Annotated in this window: 1 pseudogene; it reads right to left on the bottom strand. The window is 61.2% G+C overall.

The annotated features are described in order from the left end of the window. A pseudogene (locus EN850_RS36130) lies at positions 1-278 on the bottom strand (ABC transporter substrate-binding protein); the annotation flags it as partial.

Raw genomic sequence — 278 nt, 5'->3', positions numbered from 1 at the left:
CGGGGAGTTGGTTCCAGATATTCATGTTGACGGCGAAATCCATCAGGTCGACGGGCTGATACACCGACATCAGTCCGGGCGGTCCCATGGAAATGTATTTGGTCACCTGCTGGAAGCCGAGCGCCCAGTTTACCGCCGGTCCCGTGTAGTCGGCCGCATCGATCGTGCCTTTCTCCAGCGCTGAGAACACCTCGCCGCCCGGCAGCAGCGTGGTCTTGGCGCCGGCTTTCGCGAATGTCTCTGCGATCATCCCGCCCGGTACACGCAGCTTCAGATCC

It is taken from the genome of Mesorhizobium sp. M8A.F.Ca.ET.207.01.1.1, from assembly GCF_004794715.1.
GTDB lineage: Bacteria > Pseudomonadota > Alphaproteobacteria > Rhizobiales > Rhizobiaceae > Mesorhizobium.
This window is presented reverse-complemented; position numbering and strand designations above follow the sequence as displayed.